This window comes from Streptococcus oralis (assembly GCF_026782085.1).
Lineage (GTDB): Bacteria > Bacillota > Bacilli > Lactobacillales > Streptococcaceae > Streptococcus > Streptococcus oralis_DA.
On sequence record NZ_JAKUVW010000004.1, the window covers coordinates 212,680 to 235,361 of the forward strand.

At 40.4% G+C, this 22,682-nt stretch carries 21 protein-coding genes and 1 pseudogene; 14 read left to right on the top strand and 8 right to left on the bottom strand.

What is annotated here, in order from left to right; translation table 11 throughout:
• Nucleotides 1-9: 9 nt before the first annotated feature.
• From MK395_RS03150 to MK395_RS03175, 6 genes and pseudogenes are all read right to left on the bottom strand, one after another.
• Complete coding sequence (locus tag MK395_RS03150) at nt 10-651, bottom strand: redox-sensing transcriptional repressor Rex (protein WP_000653410.1); 642 nt, start codon at nt 649-651, stop codon at nt 10-12.
• A gap of 82 nt (nt 652-733) precedes the next feature.
• A pseudogene (locus tag MK395_RS03155) lies at nt 734-953 on the bottom strand (DUF4649 family protein).
• A gap of 6 nt (nt 954-959) precedes the next feature.
• Nucleotides 960-1,307, bottom strand: coding sequence for a DUF1831 domain-containing protein (locus MK395_RS03160; protein ID WP_000863524.1), 348 nt, complete (start codon nt 1,305-1,307; stop codon nt 960-962).
• Nucleotides 1,308-1,311: 4 nt separating this feature from the next.
• Complete coding sequence (locus MK395_RS03165; RefSeq protein ID WP_070697226.1) at nt 1,312-2,427, bottom strand: cysteine desulfurase family protein; 1,116 nt, start codon at nt 2,425-2,427, stop codon at nt 1,312-1,314.
• A gap of 9 nt (nt 2,428-2,436) precedes the next feature.
• Nucleotides 2,437-3,396: a ribose-phosphate diphosphokinase gene (locus MK395_RS03170; protein WP_001283843.1), complete on the bottom strand. Its 960-nt coding sequence runs from the start codon at nt 3,394-3,396 to the stop codon at nt 2,437-2,439.
• A 111-nt stretch (nt 3,397-3,507) separates the two neighbouring features.
• On the bottom strand, nt 3,508-4,077 hold the full coding sequence (locus MK395_RS03175; RefSeq protein WP_268711251.1) for a CYTH domain-containing protein: 570 nt from the start codon (nt 4,075-4,077) through the stop codon (nt 3,508-3,510).
• 128 nt (nt 4,078-4,205) lie between these two features.
• On the opposite strand from MK395_RS03175, the gene MK395_RS03180 reads away from it, so the two are divergent.
• The 9 genes from MK395_RS03180 to MK395_RS03220 all read left to right on the top strand — a co-directional run bounded on the left by MK395_RS03180 (nt 4,206) and on the right by MK395_RS03220 (nt 12,627).
• Nucleotides 4,206-4,877 carry a GTP pyrophosphokinase gene (locus tag MK395_RS03180; RefSeq protein WP_007516769.1) on the top strand — a complete coding sequence of 224 codons (672 nt, stop codon included), beginning with the start codon at nt 4,206-4,208 and terminating at the stop codon, nt 4,875-4,877.
• Complete coding sequence (locus MK395_RS03185; RefSeq protein ID WP_000799063.1) at nt 4,861-5,679, top strand: NAD kinase; 819 nt, start codon at nt 4,861-4,863, stop codon at nt 5,677-5,679. The genes MK395_RS03180 and MK395_RS03185 overlap by 17 nt, the downstream gene beginning before the upstream one ends.
• Nucleotides 5,676-6,572: an RluA family pseudouridine synthase gene (locus tag MK395_RS03190; RefSeq protein WP_070567446.1), complete on the top strand. Its 897-nt coding sequence runs from the start codon at nt 5,676-5,678 to the stop codon at nt 6,570-6,572. The genes MK395_RS03185 and MK395_RS03190 overlap by 4 nt, the downstream gene beginning before the upstream one ends.
• A 43-nt stretch (nt 6,573-6,615) precedes the next feature.
• A complete protein-coding gene (pta, locus tag MK395_RS03195; RefSeq protein WP_000451583.1) occupies nt 6,616-7,590 on the top strand; it encodes a phosphate acetyltransferase in 975 nt (324 codons plus the stop codon).
• 82 nt (nt 7,591-7,672) lie between these two features.
• Nucleotides 7,673-8,851, top strand: coding sequence for an A/G-specific adenine glycosylase (mutY, locus tag MK395_RS03200; RefSeq protein WP_268711252.1), 1,179 nt, complete (start codon nt 7,673-7,675; stop codon nt 8,849-8,851).
• A 56-nt stretch (nt 8,852-8,907) separates the two neighbouring features.
• Nucleotides 8,908-9,615 (top strand): response regulator YycF, encoded by a 708-nt coding sequence (gene yycF / locus MK395_RS03205; RefSeq protein ID WP_000722058.1) that lies wholly within the window; start codon nt 8,908-8,910, stop codon nt 9,613-9,615.
• Nucleotides 9,608-10,957, top strand: coding sequence for a cell wall metabolism sensor histidine kinase VicK (gene vicK / locus MK395_RS03210; RefSeq protein WP_000568720.1), 1,350 nt, complete (start codon nt 9,608-9,610; stop codon nt 10,955-10,957). Before yycF ends, vicK begins: the two co-directional genes overlap by 8 nt.
• Nucleotide 10,958: 1 nt before the next feature.
• A complete protein-coding gene (locus tag MK395_RS03215; RefSeq protein WP_001290607.1) occupies nt 10,959-11,768 on the top strand; it encodes an MBL fold metallo-hydrolase in 810 nt (269 codons plus the stop codon).
• Between the two features lie 85 nt (nt 11,769-11,853).
• Nucleotides 11,854-12,627 (top strand): potassium channel family protein, encoded by a 774-nt coding sequence (locus MK395_RS03220; RefSeq protein ID WP_049490628.1) that lies wholly within the window; start codon nt 11,854-11,856, stop codon nt 12,625-12,627.
• A gap of 37 nt (nt 12,628-12,664) precedes the next feature.
• On the opposite strand, the gene MK395_RS03225 is transcribed toward MK395_RS03220, so the two are convergent.
• Together MK395_RS03225 and MK395_RS03230 are read right to left on the bottom strand one after the other, a co-directional pair.
• Nucleotides 12,665-13,012, bottom strand: a complete 348-nt coding sequence (locus tag MK395_RS03225) for a thioredoxin (protein ID WP_000434660.1) — start codon at nt 13,010-13,012, stop codon at nt 12,665-12,667.
• Between the two features lie 111 nt (nt 13,013-13,123).
• On the bottom strand, nt 13,124-14,842 hold the full coding sequence (locus MK395_RS03230; protein WP_049490627.1) for a phospho-sugar mutase: 1,719 nt from the start codon (nt 14,840-14,842) through the stop codon (nt 13,124-13,126).
• Between the two features lie 410 nt (nt 14,843-15,252).
• On the opposite strand from MK395_RS03230, the gene MK395_RS03235 reads away from it, so the two are divergent.
• The 5 genes from MK395_RS03235 (at nt 15,253) to ligA (ending at nt 22,561) form a co-directional block, all read left to right on the top strand.
• Nucleotides 15,253-16,407: a DUF4352 domain-containing protein gene (locus tag MK395_RS03235; protein ID WP_000722099.1), complete on the top strand. Its 1,155-nt coding sequence runs from the start codon at nt 15,253-15,255 to the stop codon at nt 16,405-16,407.
• A gap of 78 nt (nt 16,408-16,485) precedes the next feature.
• Nucleotides 16,486-18,387: an ABC-F family ATP-binding cassette domain-containing protein gene (locus tag MK395_RS03240; RefSeq protein ID WP_268711253.1), complete on the top strand. Its 1,902-nt coding sequence runs from the start codon at nt 16,486-16,488 to the stop codon at nt 18,385-18,387.
• A 3-nt stretch (nt 18,388-18,390) separates the two neighbouring features.
• Complete coding sequence (locus MK395_RS03245; protein WP_268711254.1) at nt 18,391-19,254, top strand: Rgg family transcriptional regulator; 864 nt, start codon at nt 18,391-18,393, stop codon at nt 19,252-19,254.
• A gap of 80 nt (nt 19,255-19,334) precedes the next feature.
• Complete coding sequence (locus MK395_RS03250) at nt 19,335-20,513, top strand: MFS transporter (protein ID WP_268711255.1); 1,179 nt, start codon at nt 19,335-19,337, stop codon at nt 20,511-20,513.
• An 89-nt stretch (nt 20,514-20,602) separates the two neighbouring features.
• Nucleotides 20,603-22,561, top strand: a complete 1,959-nt coding sequence (gene ligA / locus MK395_RS03255) for an NAD-dependent DNA ligase LigA (RefSeq protein ID WP_268711256.1) — start codon at nt 20,603-20,605, stop codon at nt 22,559-22,561.
• Nucleotides 22,562-22,682: the final 121 nt, after the last annotated feature.

Here is a 22,682-nt window from a genome sequence, read left to right on the forward strand (position 1 = left end):
TTTCGCTTTCTAATCCTCTTTACGCATAAAATAGAGGAGGGTTTGGAGTTCGCTTGTCAAATCGACATACTGAACGACCACATCTTTTGGGAGGTGAAGGTGAACAGGGGAAAAACTGAGAATCCCTTTTACACCTGCATCAACCAAAAGATTGGCAACTTCTTGTGATTTAACACTTGGAACTGTTAGGATAGCAGTTTTGACATCTGCTTCTTTGATTTTTTCTTTAATCTGTGAGATACCATAGATTGGAATTCCATCAGGTGTCTGGCTCCCAACTTCTGGATGGTCATCTAGGTCAAAGGCCATGATAATTTTCATCTTGTTACGCTCGTGGAAGCGGTAGTGGAGAAGGGCATGGCCCATATTTCCGATTCCAACTAACATAACATTTGTAATGGAGTTATCATTTAGGAGATCAGCAAAAAAATTCATCAATTTTTTGACATCGTAACCAAAACCACGACGACCTAGTTCACCAAAATAGGAAAAATCCCGACGAACGGTCGCAGAGTCGATACCGATAGCCTCTGCAATTTGCTTGGAGTTGGCACGTTCGATTTTTTCTGCATGAAATCTCTTGAAAATTCGATAGTAAAGAGAGAGTCTTTTTGCTGTTGCTTTTGGAATAGCAGACTGTTTATCTTTCACAAAATCACAACCTTTCTATTCTTCTATTTTATAGAAACATTGTGAAAAAATCAACAAAAACAAGAAAAAACTAAGAAATTTCTTAGTTTTTATCTGAAAAATGAGCTTGTGATAGAAAACGGTAGAGATCGCCAACCAATCCTTGATAAATCACCTTATCATTCAGCGTTAAGGAGCTGAATGATAAGGTGAGTATCAGGTAGGGTCACACAGCCTGATAGAGATAACATAAGCTCTTCGTAATCCTTATATTCAAGTGTACGTTCTACGTGATAGTTATCTTGATAGGTAAGTCGATACATAGTCAATTATCTTTCTTCTTTAGTGAAGATACCGCGTTCTACTAAACTGTCCATGAGGAAGTAGAATTTTTCTTGGTGAATATGGTGATCTTCTGATTTAAAGATATTCACCAAACGAAGGCCAGATTTGTCAGTGATGTTGAGTTTAGCACCTGTAAGGTCTTTATTGATGATGATTTTTAGGTTGAAACCTTCACCACTGTTGGGTACTTTTTCAAGTAGACGAGTCAGTTCGAAGTTTCCAACTTTTGTTTCAAAGAAAGTATTGTCTTTCAGTGTGAACTTTTTGACAGTTGGGCTAAGTGTATAGTCGTAGCGGCAGTTTTGTAGTTTAATGGTTTTTTCGAATGCCATTAGATTAATCTCCAATAATATTTTTTAAGGTTTGTGCGAGTTGTTTCAGTTCCTCCTCAGTGTTAAGAGGAGAGAGACTGATACGGACAGATTCTTTCAATCGATGTGAATCTGGTCCATAAAATGCTTCAAGCACATGACTGGTTTGCACAATACCAGCAGTACAAGCGGAACCGGTAGAAATTGAAATTCCCTCAAGGTCTAACCGAAGTAAAAGCAAATCATTTTTCTGACCAGGAAAACCGATATTCAAAACATAAGGCAGTTGGTCTTGACTTTCATTGAGATAGTAGTCTAAATCAGCAATTTCTTCTAAAAAAGCAGATTTGAGTGCGCTTAGTTTTTGGTAATGCTTAGCTTGGTTATTTAAATCCTCTTTGAGAGCAGCGACCATACCTACAATGGCAGCGAGATTTTCTGTTCCAGCCCGTTTCTTTTGTTCTTGGTCTCCACCGTGAAGGTAGGAATCAAAGCCCGTGGAAGAAGCATAAAGAAAGCCAACTCCTTTTGGTCCATGGAATTTGTGGGCAGAAGCGCTAAGGAAATCAATTCCTAATTCTTCAGGATGGATAGGGATTTTTCCGATAGCTTGAACAGCATCAACATGATAAGCAGCAGGATGTTCTTTTAAAATACGTCCAATCTCAGCGATAGGTAAGAGACTACCTGTTTCATTATTAGCATACATGGTGGAAACGAGAATGGTATCGTCACGTAAAGCTTCTTGAATCTGCTGCGCAGTGATTTCTTGATTTACTGGTTGGATGATGGTCGCTTCAAAACCAAAATGTTGTACCAGATAATCGATAGTCTCAAGCACAGAATGGTGTTCAATAGCTGTCGTGATGATATGTTTTCCACGATTTTGATGACGGAGACAATAGCCGATAATGGCTGTATTATTACTTTCTGTACCGCCAGATGTAAAAAAGATATGTTGAGGTTTGGTTCCTAGTAAGAGGGCTAAGTCCTGACGAGCTTCTCGCAAGAGTTTGCCAGCCTGCCGACCATGGCTATGAATACTAGAAGGATTACCATGAGTTTCTTGCATGACCTTAGTCATTTCAGAAATAGCTACTGCTGACATAGGAGTCGTAGCAGCATTGTCCAAATAAATCAAAGAATCACCTTATTTCTTTTTGTTGTAAGCAAAGAGTGGGCTGACTGGTTTTCTTTCATGGATGCGGACGATAGCATCTCCGATTAATTCGCTAGCAGTAATGTAACATACATTTTCTGGAGTTCTTTCTTTGGTTGCTACTGAGTCCGTCACGAGGATTTCTTTGATGTTTGTAGCGTCAAGAAGATCTGCTGCACCTTCAACAAATAAACCGTGACTGGATACTGCATAAATCTCAGTTGCGCCTTCACGTTCAACGATTTTGGCTGCTTCAGAGAATGTACGACCAGTATTTAGGATGTCGTCAATCAAGATAGCCTTTTTGCCTTCAACATCCCCAATGATATAGCCTTCGTTACGATCAGAATCATCTTGGGCGTAGTCAATGATAGCGATAGGAGCATCAAGGTATTCAGCCAAACTACGTGCACGTTTAACACCAGAGTTCTTTGGACTAACAACAACGACATCAGAGCCAAGAAGACCTTTATCACAGTAGTGCTTAGCAAATAGAGGAACAGTATAAAGATTGTCTACAGGAATGTCAAAGAAACCTTGGACCTGAACAGCATGGAGGTCAAGTGTTAGAACACGGCTTACACCAGCTTTGACAAGCATATTGGCAACTAGTTTTGCAGTGAGGGGTTCGCGAGAAGAAGCGATACGGTCCTGACGCGCATAACCAAAGTAAGGAAGGACAACGTTGATACTATGAGCACTTGCACGTACACAAGCATCAACCATGATCAACAACTCCATCAAGTGGTTGCTAACAGGGTAGCTGGTTGACTGGATGATGTAGACATCGTAACCACGGACACTTTCTTCAATGTTGACCTGGATTTCGCCGTCAGAAAATTGTCGAGAGGATAACTTCCCGAGAGGTACACCAACTGTATCCGCAATCTTTTGAGCGATTTCATGGTTAGAGTTTAGGGTGAAAAGTTTCATGTTGTTTCTATCTGACATTATAGACCGTCCTCTGTAAACTTTGCGAATCTTCTCTGAGAAAGTTTTGTTTTTCAAAGCCAGATTCTTTTATTTTTATCTTTTCTATTTTACCAAAAAAAGGAGATTATTTCAGCTTTTTTTCATGCTTTTAATAAAACGAATTAATTTTGATGGAGCTTTCTGATAAGTAATCTGATTTTCATCTAAAAATCTCTGAAAATCTTCTTTCCCTTTTTCATGGTCGGTGACTTCAAGCTCGAGTTCATAGTCCATCTGGTCAAAGTATCGACTTTCATCTAAGGCCATTAAGCCAATCTCAGCTTTCATTTCATAACGTAGAGTGGAAAGGCAGCCTAGAACAAGCCAGTCATGGCTTTCGATGCCAATCTTAGCGAGTTTCTCTAGAACGAGCCCTGGAGGTAGTTTTTGTTTTTCGAGGTACGATTCAGCTTCTGGAAGAGTTAGTTTCTGGTTGTATTCCATATTTCCTACAGTTTGAGGTACTTTTAAGGTCAATTCCGCCCAATCTGCAAAAGTGCGAATGCGCATGGCAACCTTCTTTTCACGCAATTGGAAATCTGGTGTGTCAATGTAGTAGTTTTTCTGAAGAACGGGTTGGATATGGGAAAACTGTTTTTTTAGATGCTCATAGTCCTCTTTTTTCAGAAGTGTTTTCAATTCTATTTCTAAATGTTTCATTTTTTCAACCTTTTCTATATCTTTGAAAGCGATTTATGGTATAATGGACAATGTATTTATTGTATACGAATGTACTGAAAAAATCAAAGATTTTCGACAGAGCAATCAAACATTTTAAGGGAGAAAGTATGACCATAGAATGGGAAGAATTTTTAGATCCTTACATTCAGGCTGTTGGTGAATTGAAGATTAAACTTCGGGGAATTCGCAAACAGTATCGTAAGCAAAACAAGCATTCTCCGATTGAGTTTGTAACGGGTCGTGTAAAACCGATTGAAAGTATCAAAGAAAAGATGGCTCGTCGAGGAATTACTTATGCAACTTTAGAAAATGACTTGCAAGATATTGCTGGTTTACGTGTCATGGTCCAGTTTGTTGATGACGTCAAAGAGGTAGTTGAGATTCTACGTAAACGCCAAGATATGAGAATCGTTCAGGAACGAGATTATATCACTCATCGTAAGGCTTCGGGCTATCGTTCTTATCACGTGGTTGTCGAGTACACGGTTGATACGATCAACGGAGCTAAGACGATTTTGGCAGAAATTCAAATACGGACGTTAGCCATGAATTTCTGGGCTACGATTGAACACTCGCTCAATTATAAGTATCAGGGTGATTTTCCAGAAGAAATCAGGAAAAGACTGGAAATCACAGCGAAAATAGCCTATCAACTGGATGAAGAAATGGGTAAGATTCGTGACGATATCCAGGAAGCGCAGGCTCTCTTTGATCCATTGAGCAGAAAATTAAACGATGGTGTAGGAAATAGTGACGATACAGATGAAGAATACAGGTAAACGAGTTGACCTCATAGCAAATAGAAAACCTCAGAGTCAGAAGGTCTTGCATGAGCTGAGGGAAAAACTCAAGAAACAACATTTTATACTGAACGATACCAATCCCGACATCGTCATTTCCATTGGTGGTGACGGGATGCTTTTGTCTGCCTTTCACAAGTATGAGAATCAGTTAGACAAGGTTCGATTTGTAGGTGTTCATACAGGGCATTTGGGATTTTACACAGATTATCGTGATTTTGAGCTGGATCAATTGGTGACCAATCTTTTACTAGATACTGGTGCCAAAGTTTCTTATCCGGTCTTGAATGTTAAGGTAACGCTTGAAAATGGAGAGGTGAAAATCTTCCGTGCTTTAAATGAAGCCAGCATCCGTCGATCAGACCGCACCATGGTTGCGGATATCATCATTAACCATGTTCCGTTCGAGCGATTTCGTGGAGATGGAGTGACTGTTTCAACGCCGACGGGAAGTACTGCCTACAACAAATCCTTGGGTGGAGCTGTTTTGCATCCGACCATTGAAGCCTTACAGTTGACGGAAATAGCGAGTCTTAACAACCGAGTCTATCGCACTTTGGGTTCATCAATCATTATTCCCAAAAAAGATAAGATTGAGCTCTTGCCGACACGCAATGATTACCACACGATATCAGTCGATAACAGCGTCTATTCCTTCCGTAATATCGAACGGATAGAGTATCAAATCGACCATCACAAGATTCACTTCGTAGCAACTCCAAGCCACACTAGTTTCTGGAATCGTGTTAAAGATGCCTTCATCGGCGAGGTGGATGAATGAGGTTCGAATTTATCGCAGATGACCACGTCAAAGTCAAAACTTTCCTCAAGAAACATGAGGTTTCCAAGGGACTTTTGGCTAAGATTAAGTTTCGAGGCGGGGCTATACGGGTCAATGGCCAAGCTCAAAATGCGACCTATCTCTTAGATATTGGAGATAGAGTAACTATTGACATTCCTGCAGAGGAAGGGTTTGAGAGCCTTGAAGCTATTGATCGACCACTCGATATTTTATATGAGGATGACCATTTTCTGGTTTTGAATAAGCCTTATGGAGTAGCTTCCATCCCCAGTGTCAATCATTCCAATACCATTGCCAATTTTATCAAGGGCTACTATGTCAAGCAAAACTATGAAAATCAGCAAGTTCACATCGTGACTAGGCTTGATAGAGATACTTCTGGTTTGATGCTCTTTGCCAAGCACGGCTACGCTCATGCACGTTTAGACAAGCAACTGCAACGAAAGTCTATCGAAAAACGTTACTTTGCTTTGGTTAAAGGAGCTGGTGTCTTGGAGCCTGAAGGGGAGATTATCGCCCCGATTGCGCGTGATGTGGACTCCATTATCACGAGACGGGTTGCCAAAGGTGGGAAATACGCCCATACATCTTATAAAGTTATAGCGTCTTATGGAAATATTCACCTAGTCGATATTCGTCTGCATACTGGACGAACTCATCAGATACGAGTGCATTTTTCTCATATCGGTTTTCCTTTGTTGGGAGACGATCTCTATGGAGGCAGCCTAGACGACGGTATTCAGCGCCAGGCCTTGCATTGCCATTATTTATCTTTTTATCATCCTTTTCTAGAGCAAGATTTGCAACTAGAAAGCCCCTTGCCGGATGATTTCAGCAATCTTATTACTCAGTTATCAACTAATACTCTTTAAAAATTGTTTGGAGTATAATTTATTTTCTTAAAGGAGAAAACTCATGGAAGTTTTTGAAAGTCTCAAAGCCAACCTGGTTGGCAAAAATGCTCGTATCGTTCTCCCTGAAGGGGAAGAGCCACGTATTCTTCAAGCAACAAAACGCTTGGTAAAAGAAACAGAAGTAATTCCTGTTTTGCTCGGAAACCCTGAAAAAATTAAAATTTATCTCGAAATCGAAGGGATCATGGATGGTTATGAAGTAATTGATCCCCAACACTATCCTCAATTCGAAGAAATGGTTGCTGCTTTAGTAGAGCGTCGTAAGGGCAAAATGACTGAAGAAGAAGCGCGCAAAGTTTTGGTTGATGATGTCAACTACTTTGGTGTGATGCTAGTCTACTTGGGCTTGGTTGACGGTATGGTATCTGGTGCGATTCACTCAACTGCTTCAACAGTTCGCCCAGCCCTACAAATCATTAAAACTCGTCCAAATGTAACTCGTACGTCAGGTGCCTTCCTCATGGTTCGTGGTACAGAACGTTACCTATTTGGAGACTGTGCCATTAACATCAATCCAGATGCAGAAGCCTTGGCTGAAATTGCTATCAACTCAGCAATCACAGCTAAAATGTTTGGTATTGAACCTAAAATTGCTATGCTAAGTTATTCTACTAAAGGTTCAGGCTTTGGTGAAAGTGTTGATAAGGTAGTGGAAGCTACTAAAATTGCTCACGACTTGCGTCCTGACCTTGAGATTGATGGTGAATTGCAATTTGACGCTGCCTTTGTTCCTGAAACTGCAGCTCTTAAAGCTCCAGGAAGTAATGTAGCTGGTCAAGCAAATGTCTTTGTCTTCCCAGGTATCGAAGCCGGAAATATTGGGTATAAGATGGCAGAACGTCTCGGTGGTTTTGCGGCTGTAGGACCTGTTTTGCAAGGTTTGAACAAACCTGTTAACGACCTTTCTCGTGGATGTAATGCAGATGATGTGTACAAGTTGACCCTTATCACAGCAGCTCAAGCAGTTCATCAATAAGATTTAGTCCTCTTTCCCATGGGAAGAGGCTTTTTAGTACTGAGAAAAGGACAGTTAGAAGCTTCTATGTTATACTAGATATATGTTAGATTTGAAAGAATACGGTATCGTCATGTGGCCGGAGGAGAATATTATTTCTTTTCGTGAAAAACTCCTCAACTGGTATGATGAAAACAAGCGAGATTTGCCTTGGCGGAGAAGTAAAAATCCTTATCACATCTGGGTATCTGAAATCATGCTTCAGCAGACCAGAGTGGATACAGTTATTCCATACTACGAACGATTCTTGGACTGGTTTCCAACTGTTGAAAGTCTGGCGAATGCCCCTGAAGAGCGTCTGCTTAAGGCTTGGGAAGGTTTGGGTTATTATTCTCGAGTGCGCAATATGCAGGCTGCAGCTCAGCAGATTATGACTGACTTTGGGGGGCAATTTCCAAATACCTATGAAGGAATATCTTGCCTGAAAGGGATTGGCCCTTACACTGCGGGAGCTATTTCCAGTATCGCTTTTAATTTGCCTGAGCCAGCGGTTGATGGCAATGTCATGCGGGTTTTGGCACGCTTGTTTGAGGTTAATCATGATATCGGAGTTCCCAGCAATCGCAAAATTTTTCAGGCAATGATGGAAATCTTGATTGACCCGAAACGACCAGGTGACTTTAACCAAGCTCTGATGGATTTAGGTTCTGATATAGAATCTCCGGTTAACCCTCGACCAGAAGAAAGCCCTGTTAAGGACTTTAGCGCAGCCTATCAGAACGGAACTATGGATGTATATCCGATTAAAGAACCCAGGAAAAAACCTCTCCCAATTTATCTCAAGGCTTTAGTTGTACGCAATGACCGTGGTCAATATCTACTTGAGAAAAATGAAAGCGAGAAACTACTAGCCGGTTTTTGGCACTTCCCCTTGATCGAAGTTGATGATTTCTCAAGTGATGACGATCAGCTAGATCTCTTTTCACAAGTCAAAGAGGAAAGCAGAGCATTTGGACCAAGCCCTCAAGAAAACTTTGAGCAGGATTATGATTTAGAAGTGAATTGGTCCCAGCAAGTATTTGACCAGGTCAAGCATGTATTTAGTCATCGGAAATGGCATATTCAAATCCTAGCTGGTCAAGTGTTGGAAACAAAACAGTTTTCGGACAGAGAAATTCGCTGGGTTTCTCCTCAGGAGTTTTCTGATTATCCACTTGCGAAGCCTCAACAAAAAATTTGGCAGGCTTATAAAACAAATCTTGAAGATGAAGGCTTACAGTAGCCATTTGTGCCTTCTTTGCATTTTTTTGTTATAATAGATAGAGAAAAGGTGATAAAATGAAAAAAATATTAATTGTAGATGATGAGAAACCAATCTCAGATATTATTAAGTTTAATATGGCCAAGGAAGGTTATGAAGTCGTTACAGCCTTCAATGGTCGTGAGGCAATCGAGCTATTTGAAGCTGAGCAACCAGATATTATTATCCTTGACTTGATGCTACCTGAAATCGATGGTTTAGAGGTTGCTAAAGCTATTCGTAAGACTAGTAGCGTGCCGATTATCATGCTATCAGCTAAGGATAGCGAGTTTGACAAGGTTATTGGTTTAGAGTTAGGTGCAGATGATTATGTTACAAAACCCTTCTCAAACCGTGAGTTGCAAGCACGTGTCAAGGCCCTACTTCGTCGTACCGACCTAGTTTCTGTGGATAGCCAAGAGTCTGATGAGAAGAAGACGCAACCTTTACAAATTGGTGATTTGGAAATCGTTCCAGATGCTTACGTTGCTAAGAAATATGGTGAGGAATTAGATTTGACCCACCGTGAGTTTGAACTCTTGTATCACTTGGCATCTCATATTGGTCAAGTGATTACGCGTGAACACTTGCTTGAGACTGTATGGGGTTATGACTATTTTGGTGATGTTCGTACTGTGGACGTGACCATTAGACGCTTGCGTGAGAAAATAGAAGATACTCCAAGTCGTCCAGAGTACATTCTCACACGTCGTGGTGTTGGATACTATATGAGAAATAATGATTGAAGATATTAGACAAACTATTCTGACCAGCGATTTTATCTTTATCTTGATTTTACTGGGCTTTATCCTGGTGGTGACCTTGCTGTTACTGGAAAATCGTCGGGATAATATCCGTCTGAAGGAGATAAATCAAAAGGTTAAGGACTTGATTGCAGGTGATTATTCTCAAGTTTTGGACTTGCAAGGAAGTACAGAAATCACCAATATCACCAATAATCTGAACGATTTGTCAGAAGTTATTCGTTTGACCCAAGAAAATCTGGAACAAGAGAGTAAACGATTGAACAGTATTCTTTCTTACATGACAGATGGCGTTCTTGCGACCAATCGTCGTGGCCAGATTACTATGATCAACGATATGGCCAAGAAACAGCTCGGTGTGCAGAAAGAAGATGTTCTGAATAAAAGCATCCTTGAATTGCTTAAGATAGAAGATGAGTATGAGCTGCGTGATCTAATTACACAGATTCCTGAGTTGACGATTGACTCCCAGGATGTGAATGGGGAATACCTGAGCCTTCGTGTACGTTTTGCTCTGGTTCGTCGTGAGTCAGGTTTCATCTCTGGTTTGGTTGCCGTTTTACATGATACGACCGAGCAGGAGAAGGAAGAGCGTGAGCGAAGACTCTTTGTTTCGAACGTGAGTCACGAGTTGCGAACTCCTTTGACCAGTGTTAAATCTTATCTTGAAGCCTTGGACGAGGGAGCTCTGTATGATCCTGTTGCTCCTGATTTTATCAAGGTTTCACTCGATGAAACCAACCGTATGATGCGGATGGTGACAGATCTCTTGCATCTCTCTCGTATTGATAATGCGACCACTCAGTTAGATGTGGAATTGATTAATTTTACAGCATTCATCACCTTTATTCTCAACCGCTTTGATAAGATGAGAAGCCAGGATGACGAGAAAAAATATGAGCTTGTCAGAGATTACCCTATTAATTCAGTTTGGATCGAGATTGATACCGATAAGATGACTCAGGTGATTGATAATATTCTTAACAATGCCATTAAGTACTCACCAGATGGTGGGAAAATCACTGTCAGCATGAAAACTACTGATGACCAGATGATTTTATCCATCAAAGACCAAGGTCTAGGTATTCCAAAGCAAGATTTGCCTAAGATTTTTGACCGCTTCTACCGTGTGGATCGTGCAAGAAGCCGGGCTCAAGGTGGAACTGGTCTAGGTCTGGCGATCGCAAAAGAAATCATCAAACAACACAATGGCTTTATATGGGCCAAAAGTGAATACGGTAAGGGCTCAACCTTTACCATAGTGCTCCCTTATGATAAGGATGCCGTAAAAGAAGAAATATGGGAGGACGAAATAGAAGACTAGAATGAGTGAAAAAGGCTTTAAATACAGTATTTTAGCATCAGGTTCCAGTGGAAATTCCTTTTATCTGGAAACCCCAAAAAAGAAAATCCTAGTAGATGCAGGCCTGTCTGGTAAGAAAATTACAAGTCTGCTAGCTGAAATCAATCGCAAACCAGAAGATCTGGATGCGATTTTGATTACGCATGAGCACTCAGACCATATCCATGGAGTCGGTGTCTTGGCTCGTAAATATGGCATGGATCTTTACGCCAATGAAAAGACTTGGCAGGCTATGGAAAATAGTAAGTATCTTGGCAAGGTTGATTCTTCGCAAAAGCATATCTTTGAAATGGGCAAAACCAAAACCTTTGGTGATATCGATATTGAGAGTTTTGGTGTTAGCCATGATGCGGCAGCACCACAGTTTTACCGATTTATGAAAGACGACAAGAGCTTCGTCATGCTGACCGATACAGGTTATGTAAGTGACCGTATGGCAGGAATTGTCGAGAATGCGGACGGCTACCTCATCGAGTCCAACCACGATGTGGAGATTTTGCGAGCAGGATCTTACGCTTGGCGTCTCAAACAGCGAATCCTGTCGGATCTCGGTCACCTCTCTAACGAAGACGGTGCTGAAGCCATGATTCGTGCAATGGGAAATCGAACCAAGAAAATTTATCTTGGTCACTTGTCCAAAGAGAACAATATCAAGGAGCTGGCTCACATGACCATGGTCAACCAGCTAGCCCAAGCGGATTTGGGAGTCGGAGTAGACTTTAAAGTTTACGACACCTCTCCAGATACCGCAACACCATTGACAGATATATAAAAAGAAGGCGAGTGCCTTCTTTTGTTTTGTACTTTATCAGGGATTTAGTGTGGTATAATGATTAAAAAATTAAAGGAGTAGCAGTTTGAAGAGAAAATGGTTATTAAAGGATTACTATGACACAACGATTATCATACTTGCATTGATATCCGTTGTCCTTGTTTTGCTTGGATTTGCTGAGATGATTGATTTGGATAGTCCACCCTACAGTATTATTGACTTGCTACTTTGGTTTATCTTTGTGGTGGATTATGGTTGGCGCTTCTTTTCAAGTAAAGAAAAATGGAGATTTATACTTGAAAATATCTTCGACTTGCTAGCTATCCTTCCTTTGAATGCTATTTTTACAGTATTTCGCTTAGGGCGTATCTTCCGCTTAGCAAGGCTGACAAAATTACTGAAACTAACTCGTCTTTTAAGAGTCGTTGGATTGACTGGCAAGTTAGAAAAGAAGGTTGGAAAACTCTTACGAACAAATGGCTTACTTTATATTTTCTATCTCAATTCCTTTATTGTACTGTTAGGTAGTTCAATTTTATCTGTTGTTGAAGAAAAATCATTCTCAGATAGTCTTTGGTGGGCGCTTGTAACTGTAACGACTGTTGGTTATGGAGATATTGTTCCTGCGTCGATTTTTGGGAAGTGGTTAGCTGTTTTACTAATGCTTGTTGGTATTGGCACAATAGGGATGTTAACGAGTGCCTTGACAAACTTTTTTGTAAAGGATAATCCAGATGATCAGATAAAGCTTGATAAACTCCAAGACGAATTAATAACTCAAAGATTATTACTAGAGAAACAATCTGAGAAGATAGAAGAACTACATAGAATGATGCAAGTCTTGCTTGAAAAAAAGTAATTTAGACAATACAAAAACCACTCGATGAGTGGTTTTTTTACAATCCAGCAAAGTCCTTGATTTCTTGTGCTGACATGGAAGAGTCGCAACGGACATTGATTTGGCCATCTGCAATGTGAACAAATCCTGGTACGGTTGGAATTCCATAACGTGAGCGGAATTCTTGCAATTCATTGAGTTGGCTTGGTTCTTCACTGTTGATGAAGTAGATGTGGGCTTTAGTTTCAGCTACGACACCTGCCAATGTGCCAGCAAATTTACGGCAGTAAGGGCAAGTTTTACGGCCAATAAAGAAGGTTGCTGTTTCTTTATTATCGAGTGCTTCTTGTGCACGCGCAACTGTAGTGACTTCAAGGTCTTTAATGTTTTCTAAAAATTGTTCCATGAGATTACCTCGCTTTCATTGATAAGTCTAGTATGCCATAAAGTTTCTAAAAATGCTTAGATTTGATACGAAAAAAAGATGAGATTGGTTGGTCTCATCTTTTATAATTTCTTATTTAACAAACGCATTGATTTCTGCTTCGATGTTGGCAATCTTAGCTTGTGAATCTTCGTTGCTTTCACCCACAACGGCAATGTAGAACTTGATTTTTGGTTCTGTACCTGAAGGGCGAACTGCAATCCAAGAACCATCCGCAAGAGTGTATTTCAAAACATCACTTGGAGGAGTTGTCAAGTTTGTAACAGTACCGTCAGCAGCAGTAGCAGTTTGAGCCTTGAAGTCTTCTACGACAGTGATAGCTGTTGCGTTCCATTCTTTTGGAGCATTGTTACGGAACTTAGCCATAATCGATTTGATTTGTTCAGCACCATCAACACCAGAAAGGGTAACAGAGATGGTCTTTTCAGCGTAGTAGCCGTATTCTTTGTAGATTTCTTCGATACCGTCAGCAAGTGTCAAACCACGTGAACGGTAGTAGGCAGCAAGCTCAGCAACGACAAGAACGGCTTGGATGGCGTCTTTATCACGTACGAATGGTTTGATCAAGTAACCGAAGCTTTCTTCAAATCCCATCATGTAAGTGTGATTGTGTTTTTCTTCGAATTCTTGGATTTTTTCAGCGATAAATTTGAAACCTGTCAAAACGTTGAACATAGTTGCGCCGTAGCTTTCAGCAATCTTCGTTACCAAGTCAGTTGATACGATAGATTTACATAGGGCTGCATTTTCAGGAAGAGTTCCAGCATTTTTGTGGGCTTCCAAGATGTATTTAGCCATGATAGCGCCGATTTGGTTACCTGAAAGGTTGAGGTAGCTTCCATCTTTTTGAAGAACTTCAACACCAACACGGTCAGCGTCAGGGTCAGTTGCAACAAGCACATCTGCACCAACTTGACGACCAAGTTCTTCAGCAAGTGCGAAGGCTGCTTGGCTTTCTGGGTTTGGAGATTTTACAGTTGAGAAGTCAGGATCAGCAGTTGCTTGTGCTTCAACAACTTGAACAGAGTCAAATCCTGCTTGAGCAAGAGCACGACGAGCCAACATTTCACCCGTACCATGAAGTGGTGTGTAGACAATCTTCATGTCTTTACCGAATTCTTCAATCAAGGTTGGATTGATGTTTACGTCTTTAACTTCTTTAAGGTATTCTACATCAACAGCTTCGCCGATAACTTCAATCAAGCCAGAAGCTTTTTCAGCTTCGACATCAGCAACTTCCACAGCGAATGGATTTTCGATTGCACGAATGTAAGTTGTCAAAGCATCTGCATCATGTGGAGGCATTTGCCCACCGTCTTCACCGTAAACCTTGTAACCGTTAAATGGAGCAGGATTATGGCTGGCAGTAATCATGATACCTGCGAAACAGTTGAGGTGACGAACAGCGAATGAGAGTTCTGGAGTTGGACGGAGGCTTTCAAATACGTAAGATTTGATACCGTGTTTAGCAAGAACTGCCGCAGATTCAAAGGCAAACTCAGGTGAGAAGTGACGGCTATCGTAGGCAATTGCTACACCACGTTCTTTTTCGTTTCCACCTTTTGATTCAATCAAACGAGCCAAACCTTCGGTAGCTTGACGAACAACATAGATGTTGATGCGGTTTGTACCAGCACCAATCAAGCCACGCATACCTGCAGTACCAAATTCAAGATTGGTATAAAAGGCGTCTTCCTTTGTTTTTTCGTCCATATTGATTAAGTCTTGACGAAGGTAGTCTGGAAGGTCAGCAAAATCGACCCATTTTTGATAATTTTCTTGGTAAGTCATAGAGTGTCTCCTTTGTTTATTTGCTTTAATCGCTTTCATTATATCACGATTTGACATTTTAGTAAAACGTTAGCATAACTTAAAATGTAGGAAATTAACTTTTGTACTTTAGCGGGAAAATGGTGGGGACTGTGCTTACTTATACTAAGTTAGGGATGAAAATTAATTATTAGATACTTTATAACATGAAAGTTTATAATTCATTTTGTAGGTTTGTTGAAGAAAAAAATCAAAAATATTGTTATATTCTATTCTTTTTATAAAAAATCCTTTAATGTATCAAATGAACAGATAGAAAAATTTAAGTTGAAACTCTATAAATTTAAGATATTTTGAAAATATCTGGTTTCTGTTTTGATTTTTATTCTGCGTATGGTAAAATATAGTAAATCATTAAAGGAGAATCCATTATGAAAAAAATTCTTAAGCATTCTGCCTTGCTTTTATCAGCTTTAGCACTGGTTGCCTGTGGAGCTCAAAAAAAAGCAAGCGACAATGGTACAGCTTCAAACTCTAACTTTGAGGTTTCTGTAAAAGACGGTATGTATGTATTGCCTAAAGATGAGGATTCATCATCAACATACCTTGCACTTCAAGTCGAAATCAAGAACAATCGTGATAAACAGTTTAGTTTTACTAGCCAAGATATCACGCTATACAATGAAAAGGATGAAAAATTACAACCAATTCAAGTTTATGAAAGCGACAGTAAAACGAAATTTATGTCATATGGTGACAGTCTTTCTAAAGGAAAGAGCGTTGCTGGTTATGTAGTGTATGAAGTCGATAAGAATGCTAAGTATGAACTTCACTTTGCACCTAGCTTTTACGATGACATCAAAGAAAATTCTAAAAAGAATAACGATGTAGCAATCAAGGTGGATCCAAGTCAGTATGAAGACAATATTGATGAAGCGAAAGATGTAATGAAAAAATATGTCGATGCTGTTTACCTTAATGGGGAAAGCTCTGGTGGTGGAACGAACCTAAGTGCTACTGACAAAAAGTCGCAAGTTGTAGCACTTGCTGATGATAAAAAATCTTCTGATAATAGTGCTGAATTCACAAACGATGCGAAAGCTGATAAAGAAGAGTTTATCAAGAAATTTACAGAGTCATTCGGAAAAGGTTTCTATAACTACAAACCATCTGATTCAGAACTTAGAACATTCGCAGATGCCTACATCAAAGCAAATGCTAAGAGAGCAAAAGTTGATTACAAGGTGAAGACATACTTGCCTGATTATGCTGTTGTTTATGTTAGACCAGAAACAATCGACTTGGATAACTTGAATGTTTATGAATTGAGCCGTAAATTCTACGAAGAAAACAAAGGTAAATATAGCAACTACTCTGAAGCTATGAAAGCTGGTGAAAAATACATTTTAGAAAATGCACCGAGTCAATTTGATTCAACTCCTCTAGACACTAGTGATAACATGAAGAAAGAGGGTTATGAAATTAAAATGACCAAGAAAGATGGAAAATGGACCATCGATACCTCTTCTAAAAACTATGAATTGAAAGATATGGCTCGCACATTCCGTGGAGGCATTGGATACTAAGATGAAAGGTTCGAGTTTATGACTCGAACTTTTTTCATTGCAATTGTGCAAAAGAGAAAAAGATAGTAAAATAGATGTATGATTATTTTACAAGCTAATAAAATTGAACGTTCTTTTGCAGGAGAGGTTCTTTTTGATAATATCAACCTGCAAGTTGATGAACGAGACCGGATTGCCCTCGTTGGGAAAAATGGGGCAGGTAAGTCCACTCTTTTGAAGATTTTGGTTGGGGAAGAGGAGCCGACCAGTGGAGAAATCAATAAGAAAAAAGATGTTTCTCTGTCTTACCTAGCCCAAGATAGCCGTTTTGAGTCTGAAAATACCATTTATGATGAAATGCTTCACGTCTTTGATGACTTGCGTCGGACTGAGAAGCAACTTCGTCAGATGGAACTGGAGATGGGTGAAAAGTCTGGTGAAGATCTGGATAAACTGATGGCGGATTATGATCGTTTATCAGAGAATTTCCGCCAGGCTGGTGGCTTTACCTACGAAGCTGATATTCGAGCGATTTTGAATGGATTCAAGTTTGACGAGTCTATGTGGCAGATGAAAATTGCCGAGCTTTCGGGTGGTCAAAATACCCGTCTGGCACTGGCTAAAATGCTTCTTGAAAAGCCCAATCTCTTAGTCTTGGACGAGCCAACCAACCACTTGGATATTGAAACCATAGCCTGGCTAGAGAATTACTTGGTGAACTATAGCGGCGCCCTCATTATTGTCAGTCACGACCGTTACTTTTTGGATAAGGTTGCGACGGTTACACTGGATTTGACCAAGCATTCCTTAGATCGTTATGTAGGTAATTACTCTCGCTTTGTTGAGTTAAAGGAGCAAAAGCTAGCTACTGAGGCAAAAAACTATGAAAAGCAACAAAAGGAAATCGCTGCTCTAGAAGACTTTGTCAATCGCAATCTAGTCCGAGCTTCAACAACCAAACGTGCTCAATCTCGCCGTAAACAACTAGAAAAAATAGAGCGTTTGGACAAGCCTGAAGCTGGCAAGAAATCAGCCAACATGACCTTCCAGTCGGAAAAAACATCGGGAAATGTTGTCCTGACTGTTGAAAATGCGGCTATTGGCTATGATGGGGAAATATTGTCAGAACCTATCAACCTTGACCTCCGTAAAATGAATGCTGTCGCTATCGTTGGACCAAACGGTATCGGGAAATCAACCTTTATCAAGTCTATTGTGGATCAGATTCCTTTTATCAAAGGAGAAAAGCGATTTGGGGCCAATGTTGAGGTTGGCTACTATGACCAAACCCAAAGCAAGCTAACACCAAGTAATACGGTTCTGGATGAACTTTGGAATGATTTTAAATTGACATCAGAAGTTGAAATCCGCAACCGCCTCGGTGCCTTCCTTTTCTCAGGAGATGATGTTAAAAAGTCAGTCGGAATGCTGTCTGGTGGTGAACGAGCTCGTCTGTTGCTTGCCAAACTTTCAATGGAAAACAACAATTTCTTGATTTTGGACGAGCCGACCAACCACTTGGATATTGATAGCAAGGAAGTCTTGGAAAATGCTCTGATTGATTTTGATGGAACCCTTCTTTTTGTCAGCCACGACCGTTACTTTATCAATCGTGTAGCCACTCATGTACTGGAATTGTCTGAGAGTGGTTCAACCCTCTACCTTGGAGATTATGACTACTATGTTGATAAAAAGGCTGAAATAGAAGTCAGCCAGACAGAGGAAGCTTCAATGAGTAATCAAGCAAAAGAAGCAAGTCCAGCTAATGACTACCAAGCTCAGAAAGAAAGTCAAAAAGAAGTTCGCAAACTCATGCGACAAATCGAAAATCTAGAAGCTGAAATCGAAGAGTTAGAAAGTCAAAGCCAAGCTATTTCTGAACAAATGCTGGAAACCAACGATGCTGAAAAGCTCATGGAATTGCAGGCTGAACTGGATAAAATCAGCCATCGTCAGGAAGAAGCTATGCTTGAGTGGGAAGAATTATCGGAGCAGGTATAAGAAATGGAACATCTTGGAAAGGTATTTCGTGAATTTCGAACAAGTGGGAAGTACTCCTTGAAAGAGGCGGCAGGTGAATCATGTTCAACCTCTCAATTATCTCGCTTCGAGCTTGGGGAGTCTGATCTAGCAGTTTCTCGTTTCTTTGAGATTTTGGACAATATTCATGTGACTATTGAAAATTTCATGGACAAGGCTAGAGATTTTCAAAATCATGAACATGTTGCCTTGATGGCACAGATTATTCCGCTTTACTACTCAAATGATATTGCAGGTTTTCAAAAGCTTCAAAAGGAACAGCTCAAGAAAGCAAAGAGTTCGACCAATCCCCTCTATTTTGAGCTGAATTGGATTCTGCTACAAGGACTGATTTGTCAAAGAGATGCTCATTACACGATGAGTCAGAGTGATTTGGAAAAGGTAGCAGATTATCTTTTTCAAACAGAAGAATGGACTATGTATGAGTTGATTCTTTTCGGAAATCTCTATACTTTCTACAATGTGGACTATGTGGCTCGGATTGGCAGAGAAGTCATGGAGCGAGAAGACTACTACAAAGAAATTGGTCGGCATCGAAAACTTGTTTTGATTTTAGCTCTTAACTGTTACCAGCATTGTTTGGAAAACCGTACCTTTACGGATGCGGACTATTTTGAGGGCTATGTGGAGAAGTTGATTGGAAATGGTATCAAGCTTTATGAGCGCAATATCTTCCATTATCTCAAAGGTTTCGCCCTCTACCAGAGAGACTTGAAAGAAGAGGGGTGTAGTCAGATGCAGGAGGCTATGCATATTTTTGATGTGCTTGGACTTCCAGAGCAAGTGGCTTACTATCAGGAACATTATGAAAAATTTGTAAATGCTTAAATTTCCCAAATAAGGGAAGAATAAAGAGACTCCTTTCAGTTTTGATACAATAGTTTCAAAATTTGAGAGGAGTTTTTTATATGAACCGACATGCAATCCAGTTGATTAGTCGTGGTGCTATTAATAAGATAGGAAATATGCTCTATGATTATGGAAACAGTGTTTGGTTAGCATCAATGGGGACGATAGGACAGACTGTTCTTGGGATTTATCAGATTTCTGAACTCGTCACATCGATTCTGGTCAATCCCTTTGGCGGAGTGATTTCAGACCGCTTTTCACGTCGCAAAATTTTGATGACGACGGACTTGATTTGTGGTATTCTCTGTTTAGCTATTTCTTTCATCAGAAATGATAGCTTGATGATTGCTGCCTTGATTTTTGCCAATATTGTTCAGGCGGTTGCCTTTGCATTTTCTCGTACAGCCAACAAAGCCATTATAACTGAGGTTGTAGAGAAAGACGAGATAGTGACCTATAACTCTCGCTTGGAGTTAGTTTTGCAGGTTGTAGGTGTTAGCTCCCCTGTACTTTCTTTCCTCGTTTTACAATTTGCCAGTCTCCATATGACGCTCGTTTTAGATGCCATTAGTTTTTTCATCGCATTTACCTTAGTAGCTTTTCTACCCAAAAAAGAGACTCAGTTACAAGAGAAAAAGACTTTCAGCTGGAAAAATATTTTTGCTGATATGAAAGAAGGACTCGGCTATATCTGGCACCAGCAAGAAATCTTTTTCATTTTGGTAGTTGCTTCCAGTGTTAATTTCTTTTTTGCAGCTTTTGAATTTCTCCTCCCTTTTTCAAATCGACTATACGGGATAGAAGGAGCTTATGCAACTATTTTGACTATGGGCGCTATTGGTTCGATTATCGGAGCTCTTCTAGCTAGCAAAATAAATGCAGGTGTTTATAATCTTTTGATTCTATTGGCCTTGACTGGAGTTGGAGTTTTTATGATGGGGTTACCACTGCCAACTTTTCTTTCCTTTTCTGGAAATTTAGTTTGTGAACTGTTTATGACGATTTTTAATATTCACTTTTTTACTCAGGTGCAAACCAAGGTTGAGGGGGAATACTTGGGAAGAGTACTAAGCACCATTTTTACCTTAGCCATCCTATTTATGCCGATTGCAAAAGGCTTTATGACAGTGCTACCAAGTGTACATCTCTCTTCTTTTCTGATAATTGGAAGCGGTGTTATCATCTTGTCTTGTCTATCCCTCGTTTATGTACGAAGTCATTTTGAAAAAGAGTTATAATTTCTCTATTTAAGAAAATATTTCACTACGAATCATTTTTCAGTCCTTCTCTATTGTGAGGAGGGCTTGCTTTGTGGTAAAATGGGATTATGAATGAAAGAATGAATGAGTTAGTTGCCTTACTTAACCGCTATGCGACCGAGTACTATACGAGTGACAATCCCTCGGTTTCAGATAGCGAGTATGATCGCCTCTACCGAGAGTTGGTCGAATTGGAAGCTGCCTATCCAGATCAAGTTTTAGCGGACAGTCCGACCCATCGTGTTGGTGGTAAGGTTTTAGATGGTTTTGAAAAATACAGTCATCAGTATCCTCTATACAGTTTGCAGGATGCTTTTTCACGTGAAGAGTTAGAAGCTTTTGATGCGCGTGTTCGAAAGGAATTGCCCCAACCGACCTATATTTGCGAACTGAAAATCGATGGTTTGTCTATCTCGCTAACTTATGAAAAGGGAATTTTGGTTGTTGGTGCGACACGTGGGGATGGTTCTGTTGGTGAAAATATCACAGAAAACCTCAAGCGTGTCAAGGATATTCCTTTGACCTTGCCCGAAGAGCTTGATATCACTGTTCGTGGAGAGTGCTATATGCCACGCGCTTCATTTGACCAGGTCAACCAAGCTCGCCAAGAAAATGGAGAGCCTGAATTTGCCAATCCTCGTAACGCAGCTGCAGGAACCCTTCGTCAGTTGGATACAGCAGTAGTGGCCAAGCGTAATCTTGCGACTTTCCTCTATCAAGAAGCCAGCCCTTCTACTCGTGATAGCCAAGAAAAGGTCTTGAAGCATCTTGAACAGCTTGGCTTTGTAGTTAATCCTAAACGAATTTTGGCTAAAAGCATAGATGAGATATGGGATTTCATCCAAGAAGTAGGACAAGAACGGGAGAAACTTCCTTACGATATTGATGGAGTGGTTATCAAAGTCAATGACCTAGCAGGTCAAGAAGAGCTTGGCTTTACTGTTAAAGCGCCCAAGTGGGCAATCGCCTATAAATTTCCTGCTGAAGAAAAAGAAGCCCAGCTCCTTTCAGTTGACTGGACAGTAGGTCGTACGGGTGTTGTGACTCCGACTGCCAATCTAACACCTGTTCAGCTTGCTGGGACAACTGTTAGCCGTGCAACCTTGCATAATGTAGATTATATCGCTGAAAAGGATATCCGCAAAGATGATACGGTTATCGTTTATAAGGCTGGAGATATCATCCCTGCTGTTCTGCGTGTGGTAGAGTCCAAGCGTGTTTCTGAAGAAAAACTAGATATTCCGACTAACTGTCCGAGCTGTGACAGTCAGTTACTTCATTTTGAAGATGAAGTAGCTCTTCGTTGTATCAATCCTCGCTGTCCTGCCCAAATCATGGAAGGTTTGATTCACTTTGCCTCTCGAGACGCCATGAATATTACAGGGCTTGGTCCATCTATCGTTGAAAAGCTTTTTGCTGCCAATTTAGTCAAGGATGTGGCAGATATTTACCGTTTGAAAGAAGACGATTTTCTCCTTTTAGAAGGTGTCAAGGAAAAGTCTGCTTCTAAACTGTATCAGGCCATTCAAGCATCCAAGGAAAACTCTGCTGAAAAGCTCTTGTTTGGTCTGGGAATTCGCCATGTCGGAAGCAAGGCTAGCCAACTCTTGCTCCAACATTTCCACTCTATTGAAAATCTAGCTCAAGCTGATCCTGAGGAAGTAGCAAGTATTGAAAGCTTGGGTAGTGTGATTGCTCAAAGTCTTCAGACTTATTTTGCTACAGAAGGATCAAAGATTCTCTTAGACGAGTTGAAAGAATCTGGAGTCAATCTGGACTACAAAGGACAGACACTAGTGGCAGATGCGGCCTTGTCAGGTTTGACCGTTGTACTCACGGGGAAATTGGAACGTCTCACACGTTCTGAAGCCAAAAGTAAACTCGAAAGCCTCGGTGCCAAAGTCACAGGCAGTGTATCTAAGAAAACGAATCTTGTCGTAGCGGGAGCAGATGCAGGAAGCAAGCTCCAAAAAGCACAAGAACTTGGTATCGAAGTTCGAGATGAGGTCTGGCTAGAAAGTTTGTAAAGAATAGTTGAAAACTAGATGTTAGATAGTCTGGAACTATCTCTCCTGATGTGTTTTTATATCTATTAAACTATTCTCTATAGTGCTGAAATTCCGGTTAAATTCTTCAGCACCACATAAA